The sequence below is a fragment of the Stenotrophomonas sp. STEN022 genome (assembly GCF_056760155.1).
On record NZ_JBRREG010000061.1, the window covers coordinates 22,820 to 29,825 of the forward strand.

The window sequence follows — 7,006 nt, forward strand, 5'->3', positions numbered from 1 at the left end:
ATTCTAGCCGATGCCGATCCATGCCTGATTGGGGTGATCAGACCTGTGGTACCGGGCCAGCCAGGTCAGCCCTGGTCAGTTGTCGGCTGAAATCAGGCGGCGACAGGCCAGGTGCAAACAGGAAGCCCTGGCCAACCGGCACGCCGAGCCCGAGCAGGAACTGGCGCTGCGCCTCGGACTCGATGCCTTCGGCGACCAGACCCAGGCCGAGGCTGCGGGCGATGCCACAGACCGCCTCGCAGACGGCGACGTCGGAAGGGTTGCCAGGTACACCGCTGATGAACAGCTGGCTGAGTTTGAGGCCGTGGATGGGCAGGGTGCGCAGGTAGTTGAGCGCGCTGTAACCCTCACCGAAGTCGTCGATGGTCAGCACCACGCCCATGGCGCGCAGCTCGGCAAAGGTGCGCAGGGTGGCCGGGGCGTCTTCGATCAAGACGCGCTCGGTGAACTCCAGTTCCAGCGCGCTGCCCGGCAGGCTGTAGTGGTCCAGTACCTCGCGCACCTGGCGTGCCAGGCGGTCACCGCTGAACTGGCGGTAGGAGACGTTGATGGCTACCCGCATCATGCCCAGGCCTTCGCGCTGCCATTCGCGGATCTGGCGGCAGGCCTGGTGCAGCACCCATTCACCGATGCGGACAATGTCGCCGGTGTTCTCGGCGTGGCTGATGAAGATGTCCGGGCGCAGCTCGCCAAGCTGGCGATTGCGCCAGCGGATCAGCGCTTCGCAGGCGATGATCTGGCCGCTGCGCAGATCCACCTGTGGCTGGTAGACCAGCCGGAACTCGTCGCGGTCCAGCGCCTTGCGCAGGCGCCGTTCGATCTGCAGGCGGTCACGTTGGCGGCGTGCCAGTTCCGGCGAGAACAGTTGCCACCCATTGCGGTCGCGGCGCTTGCATTCGTACATGGCCAGATCGGCGTTCTGGATCAGCTGCTGCGGGCGCACGCCGTCCTTGGGGGCACGGGCAATACCAATGCTGGTGGTGACCGGGAACTCGTCCTTGCCGAACTGGAATGGCGGGACGAAGGCGCGGGTGATGGCTTCGGCGAGCTTTTCCGGTCGATTTGGCAGCTCGCGGGCGTCGCAGGTGACCACGAACTCATCGCCGCCGAAGCGGGCCAGCAGGCCTTCGGTGCCGATCGCATCGGCAATGCGGCGGGTAGCTTCGATCAGCAGCAGGTCGCCAGCGTTGTGGCCGAGCACATCGTTGACGGTCTTGAAGCGGTCCAGATCGATGTAGAGCACGGCGACCTCGGCGTGCGAGGGATTGCTCAGCCGGGCTTCCAGGTCGGTAAGTGCTGCATCGCGATTCATGATGCCGGTCAGTGGATCGGTGCGGGCCTGGTTCTTGAGGGTCTGCTCGGCGTGCTTGGGCTCGGTGATGTCCTGCAGGGTGCCGGCGATACGCGTGGAGGCGAGGTCGCCAAGCTCGACCTCGCCGATCATCCTGATCCAGAAGCTGTGGCCGCTGGCGCGTTGGCCCTGCAGTTCCAGCTCGAAGCCGGTACGCTGCTCCACCACGCGCTCCAGCGCATCGCGTAGCTGCTGGCGCGACAGGCTGCTCAGGCAGGCCAGTAGTTGCTCCAGGTCGGTAGGTGCCGATTGCTGGCCAAGAATGCGCTGTGCTTCGCCGGTGAGATAGAGACGCTGCTGGCCACGATCCCACTCCCAGCCGCCGATATGCGCCAGCGATTGGGCGCGGTCGAACAGGGCGTGGTCGCGCTTGAGTTCGGTGATGTCACTGAACAGGGAGAACACGTGGTCGGGCAGGTCGCAGCCAGCCGAAAAAACCGGCACCGTGGTGATCGAGATCCAGATCATCCGTCCATTGGGACGGTGGTACAGGCCGATGATGGTGCTGGGGATGGTCCTGCCTTCGGCGAAGGAGCGGGTTACCGGCCACTGCTCGGGCCGCAGCCGGCGACCGTGCTCATCGACGCTGATCCACTCGTCGCTGTGCAGCGGCACCTTGGCCGGGGCAATGCTGCCGAGGTTGAAAATGCGGTGTGCCGCGGGATTGGCGGAAATGATGCCCAGGTGGCGGTCGAACAGCATCACTCCCTTGTCGATCGACTCCAGCAGCAGGCGGTAGCGCGTTTCGGCCTGCCAGCGTCGGCTCAGGTCGCGGGCGACGGCAACGATGCAATGCGCGTCGTCATGCTCGATGGTGGCCGAATGCACCTCCACCGGAAAGCGGCTGCCGTCGCCGCGCATGTTGGTGACTTCCACCACATAGGTCTCGCCCCGATTGAGGGTTTCCCAGACCGGCTCAAGATGGTCGGCAGGCAGGTCTGGATTGAGCAGCTCGATGGGCTGGCCGACGATCTCCTCGCGGGTGCGGCCATAGGCGCGGACCCCGGCACTGTTGACGTCCAGTACCACGCCGGTGGCGCTGAGGATGCTGACCGGGTCGGGCACTGCATTGAACAGGGCTGCGTAGCGGCGTTGTGCCAGTCGCCGCTCGGCCATGGCCTCGGTCAGGGCTGAGCGTGCAGCGAGCAAGGCCTGCTGCAGGCTCAATGGCAAGGGTTGTAGCAGTACTTGTTCCAGTCCAGCCAGCGCGTCGACATGCGCGGCGCGGTGATCGCCGTCGTCAGATATCCCAAGCTGGCTGGTTCCGGTCATGACACTGTCAATGCCCTTCCTGTCTTGCTGCCTGTCTGCCGGCCCAGTCGTTCAGCGAGCCAGTTCCCCGTAGCGGCCAGCGCCGGCAGATCCACGCCGGTACGCATCCCCATGCCGTGCAGCATGTAAATAACATCTTCGCTGGCGACATTACCACTGGCACCGCGTGCATAGGGGCAGCCGCCGGTGCCGGCCACGGCCGAATCCACCACCCGCACGCCTTCTTCCAGGCAGCTGGCGATATTGGCCAGCGCCTGCCCATAGGTGTCGTGGAAATGCACGGCCAGGGCCTCTATTGGCAATTCCGCGGCCACGGCCTGCAGCATCGCGCGGGCCTTGAGCGGAGTACCGACACCAATGGTGTCGCCCAGTGATATTTCATAACAGCCCATGGCATGCAGGCGGCTGGCAACGCGCACCACGTCGGCCAACGGCACTTCGCCCTGGTAGGGACAGCCCAATACCGTGGAGACATAACCGCGCACGCGCACGCCATCAGCCTTGGCGCGGGCCAGGATGGGTTCGAAGCGCTGCAGCGACTCATCGATGCCGGCATTGGTATTTGTGCGGTTGAACTGCTCGGAGGCGGCAGTGAACACGGCAACCTCAGTGACACCTACCGCCAGGGCACGCTCGTACCCCTGTTCATTGGGCACCAGTACCGGGTAGCTGACGCCCGGCTTGCGCTGGATGCCGGCAAACACCTCGGCGGCGTCGGCCAGCTGTGGCACCCATTTGGGGCTGACAAAGCTGGTGGCTTCAATGCTGCGCAGGCCGGTGGCCGAGAGCCGGTCGATCAATTCGATCTTGTCGGCAGTGGCGACTTGCTGTTTTTCATTCTGCAGGCCGTCACGCGGGCCTACCTCGACGATACGGACGAAATCATTCATGGAGCGGTCTTCAGCTGGAGGTGGGCGCAGGTTGGACTGGAGCGCAGATTACTGCGCGGTCCAGCGGGGAGGGCGCTTCTCAAGGAAGGCGGTCAGCCCTTCGCGGCCTTCATCGGAGGCGCGCAGGGCGGCGATCAGGCCGGCGTTGGCGCGGTCCAGTCCATCGCGGTCACCCAGGGCAGCATGGACCTCGCGAACCAGTACCTTGGCCGATGCGGCGGCAACCGGGCCTGCCTTGCCCAGCAGGTTGAGCTGGCTCTGCACGGCGGCGTCCAAGGCTTCGGCGGCTACTACCTGGTGGACCAGGCCGATCTGTTGCGCGGTAGTGGCGTCGAAATGCTCGCCGGTGGCGAACCAGCGCCGCGCCTGGCGCGGGCCGATCGCGGCGATGACATACGGCGAAATCACCGCGGGCAGCAGGCCGAGCCGGCTTTCGGTCAGACCGAAGCGCGCGCCATCGGCGGCAATGGCGATATCGCAGCAGGCCACCAGGCCGACGCCGCCGCCAAAGGCTGCCCCTTGCACGCGGGCGATGGTCGGCTTGGGCAACTCATCCAGGGTGCGCATCAGGCGTGCCAACGCCAGCGAGTCGATGCGGTTCTCTTCCTGGCTGGCGCTGGCCATGGAGCGCATCCACTGCAGGTCGGCACCGGCCGAGAAGGAGGGGCCGGTACTTGCCAGTACCACCGCCCGCACGGCCGGGTCTGCGCCCAGGTTGGACAAGGTTTCGGTCAATGACTGGATCAGCGCCGCATCGAAGGCGTTGTGCAGGTCCGGCCGGTTCATGGAAAGGGTCGCAACCGCGCCCTGATGCTGCACGAGCAATGCATCGCTCATTGGTAATGCCTGTTTGAACGGTAATCCGACGAATCATAGCGGTGCAGGGGTGGGACGCCATGACGCAGCGCGGCGATGCTAGAATTGATAACCATTCTTATCAACTCTACATAGGCGCCCATTCAGTGACGTTGTCAGATTTGCCGCTGCATGCTTCAGCGCGCGTGGAAAGCGTTCAGGACCTGCATGCAAACGATGCGATCGCGCGCCGTCTGCGCGAACTGGGTTTCGTGAACGGAGAAGAAGTCCGTTTGGTCGCGCGTGGTCCGGTCGGCGGCGAACCGCTGCTTTTCCAGGTCGGTTTTACTCGCTTTGCGCTGCGTCGTAGCGAGGCCGCGCGGGTCCAGATAAGCGCACAGGGAGCACAGGCATGAGTAGCACGGCGATCGCGCGGTTGGCGCTGGTAGGCAACCCGAACAGCGGCAAGACCGCGCTGTTCAACCAGCTGACCGGCAGCCGCCAGAAGGTGGCCAATTACACCGGCGTCACCGTCGAACGCAAGGAGGGCCGCATGCGCGGGCCGTCCGGGCAGGAATACGCGGTGCTGGATCTGCCGGGTGCCTACAGCCTGCACCCGGCCAGCCTGGACGAGGCCATCACACGTGATCTGTGCCGGGGCTTCTACCCGGGCGAAGCTGCCCCGGATGCGCTGATCTGCGTGATCGACGCCACCAACCTGCGCCTGCATCTGCGCTTTGCGCTGGAAGTGCGCGAGCTGGGCAAGCCGATGGTGGTGGCGCTGAACATGGTCGACGCGGCTCGCAAGCGCGGCATCGAGATCGACGTGCCGGCGCTTGAGAAAGCCTTGGGCGTGCCGGTGGTGGAGACGGTCGCGGTGCGCCACAACGGCGCCCGCGCGCTGGTCGAGCGCATCGATACGTTGATGCCGCAGCTGGATGCCATGCAGGTACATCCGGTTGAGCCAGGTACCGACTACCACGTACAGGTGCGTGACATCCTGGCCTCGGCCGTGCGCATGCCAGCGCCCACCGCCAAGGTCGACGACGCGCTGGACCGCTGGTTGCTGCACCCGGTGTACGGCCTGCTGACTCTGGCCGTGGTGATGTTCCTGATCTTCCAGGCGGTGTACGCCTGGGCCACACCATTGATGGATGGCATCGAGGCGGCCTTTGCTTGGCTGGGGCCGGTGGTGGCCGAGAAATTGCCGGAAGGGCCGCTCAGCAGCCTGTTGGTGGACGGCATCATTGCCGGTGTCGGCGGTGTGCTGGTGTTCCTGCCGCAGATCCTGATCCTGTTCGCCTTCATCCTGGCGCTGGAAGAGTCCGGCTATCTGCCGCGCGCTGCCTTCCTGCTGGATCGGATGATGGCCTCGGCCGGTTTGTCCGGGCGCTCATTCATCCCGTTGTTGTCGAGTTTCGCTTGCGCGGTGCCCGGGATCATGTCCACCCGCTCGATCCAGGACCCGCGTGATCGGCTGGCGACCATCCTGGTGGCGCCGCTGATGACCTGTTCGGCACGCCTGCCGGTGTACGCCTTGCTGATTGGTGCCTTCATCCCGGCCAAGACCGTGTGGGGCGTGTTCAATCAGCAGGGTCTGGTGCTGTTTGCCCTGTATCTGACCGGTATTCTCAGTGCGCTGGTGATGTCGTGGACGATGAAGAAGTTCCGTCGCGACAAGAGCGAGCATCCCTTGATGCTGGAGCTGCCTTCCTACCGTCTGCCCAATCCGCGCGACCTGCTGGTCGGCCTGTACGAGCGCGCGATGATCTTCCTCAAGCGCGTGGGTGGCATCATCCTGTCGCTGACCATCTTGTTGTGGTTCCTGCTGTCGTACCCGGGTGCACCGGAGAACGCGACCATGCCGGCCATTGATTACAGCTTCGCCGGCCAGATCGGCCACGCGATGGCGGTGATCTTCGCGCCGTTGGGCTTCAACTGGCAGATATGTATTGCCTTGATCCCTGGCATGGGCGCGCGCGAGGTGGCGGTCTCTTCGCTGGCCACGATCTATGCCTTGTCGGCGGCAGATGACGATGCCGCTATCCAGGCGTTGACCCCGGTGATCAGCGATGGCTGGACATTGGCGACGGGCTTGTCGCTGATGGTGTGGTTCATCTACGCGCCGATGTGCATTTCCACGTTGGCCACGATCAAACGCGAGACTAACTCGTGGAAGCAGATGGCGTTCGCCACGGTCTACCTGTTCGGCGCGGCCTATCTGGCGGCCTTTGTCACCTATCAGGTGGCGGTGGCACTGGGAGCTGGCTGATGGACAAGGGCCTGCTGCTGCAATACTTGATCATCGCCGTGGCGGTGCTGGTCAGTGCCTGGGTGGTGTTGAAGAAGCAGTTCCCCGGCGTGTTGCGCAAGCTGCGCGGCGTGTTGGCGCTGTGGCTGGTGAAGCCGCAGCGTTCGCCGCGGCTGCAGGCCTGGGGGCGCCGCCTGGCACCGCCGGCTACCAGCGCTGCGGGCGCATGCGGCGGCTGCAATAGCTGTGGGCCAAGTGAGCCCAAGCAGCATTGAGCAATACAACAACGCCGGGGAAACCCGGCGTTGTTTCATGTCGAAAACAGCGCGCGCCTTTTTGTAGGAGTCAACTGTCTTGAGCGCCCCCCGCTATACCGGCTGCCCAAGGTGCGTTGTCACGCTTCATGGCATTGAGCCTGGTCAGGTATTTGCGCATACAGGCGGTGAC

The 7,006-nt window shown here is 64.6% G+C and carries 6 protein-coding genes; 3 read left to right on the forward strand and 3 right to left on the reverse strand.

From position 1 onward, the window contains the following. Positions 1 to 37: 37 nt before the first annotated feature. The 3 genes from ACVOMF_RS13415 to ACVOMF_RS13425 are packed head-to-tail and all read right to left on the reverse strand — an operon-like array spanning position 38 to position 4,350. Positions 38 to 2,623 carry a sensor domain-containing protein gene (locus ACVOMF_RS13415; protein WP_481509747.1) on the reverse strand — a complete coding sequence of 862 codons (2,586 nt, stop codon included), beginning with the start codon at positions 2,621 to 2,623 and terminating at the stop codon, positions 38 to 40. Beyond that, positions 2,620 to 3,513 (reverse strand): hydroxymethylglutaryl-CoA lyase, encoded by an 894-nt coding sequence (locus tag ACVOMF_RS13420; protein WP_481509748.1) that lies wholly within the window; start codon positions 3,511 to 3,513, stop codon positions 2,620 to 2,622. Before ACVOMF_RS13420 ends, ACVOMF_RS13415 begins: the two co-directional genes overlap by 4 nt. 48 nt (positions 3,514 to 3,561) lie before the next feature. Then, on the reverse strand, positions 3,562 to 4,350 hold the full coding sequence (locus tag ACVOMF_RS13425) for an enoyl-CoA hydratase-related protein (RefSeq protein WP_481509749.1): 789 nt from the start codon (positions 4,348 to 4,350) through the stop codon (positions 3,562 to 3,564). 125 nt (positions 4,351 to 4,475) lie between these two features. Between ACVOMF_RS13425 and ACVOMF_RS13430 the strand changes: the two genes are divergently transcribed. The 3 genes from ACVOMF_RS13430 to ACVOMF_RS13440 are packed head-to-tail and all read left to right on the forward strand — an operon-like array spanning position 4,476 to position 6,834. Further along, a complete protein-coding gene (locus ACVOMF_RS13430; RefSeq protein ID WP_481509755.1) occupies positions 4,476 to 4,724 on the forward strand; it encodes a FeoA family protein in 249 nt (82 codons plus the stop codon). Then, a complete protein-coding gene (feoB, locus tag ACVOMF_RS13435; protein WP_481509750.1) occupies positions 4,721 to 6,580 on the forward strand; it encodes a ferrous iron transport protein B in 1,860 nt (619 codons plus the stop codon). The genes ACVOMF_RS13430 and feoB overlap by 4 nt, the downstream gene beginning before the upstream one ends. Then, positions 6,580 to 6,834 carry a DUF6587 family protein gene (locus ACVOMF_RS13440; protein WP_481509751.1) on the forward strand — a complete coding sequence of 85 codons (255 nt, stop codon included), beginning with the start codon at positions 6,580 to 6,582 and terminating at the stop codon, positions 6,832 to 6,834. The genes feoB and ACVOMF_RS13440 overlap by 1 nt, the downstream gene beginning before the upstream one ends. Positions 6,835 to 7,006: the final 172 nt, after the last annotated feature.

Coding starts and splice junctions, on each gene's coding strand:
- ACVOMF_RS13420 (WP_481509748.1), bottom strand. CDS start 3,513: ATGAATGATTTCGTCCGTATCGTCGAGGTAGGCCCGCGTGACGGCCTG.
- ACVOMF_RS13415 (WP_481509747.1), bottom strand. CDS start 2,623: ATGACCGGAACCAGCCAGCTTGGGATATCTGACGACGGCGATCACCGC.
- ACVOMF_RS13425 (WP_481509749.1), bottom strand. CDS start 4,350: ATGAGCGATGCATTGCTCGTGCAGCATCAGGGCGCGGTTGCGACCCTT.
- feoB (WP_481509750.1), top strand. CDS start 4,721: ATGAGTAGCACGGCGATCGCGCGGTTGGCGCTGGTAGGCAACCCGAAC.
- ACVOMF_RS13440 (WP_481509751.1), top strand. CDS start 6,580: ATGGACAAGGGCCTGCTGCTGCAATACTTGATCATCGCCGTGGCGGTG.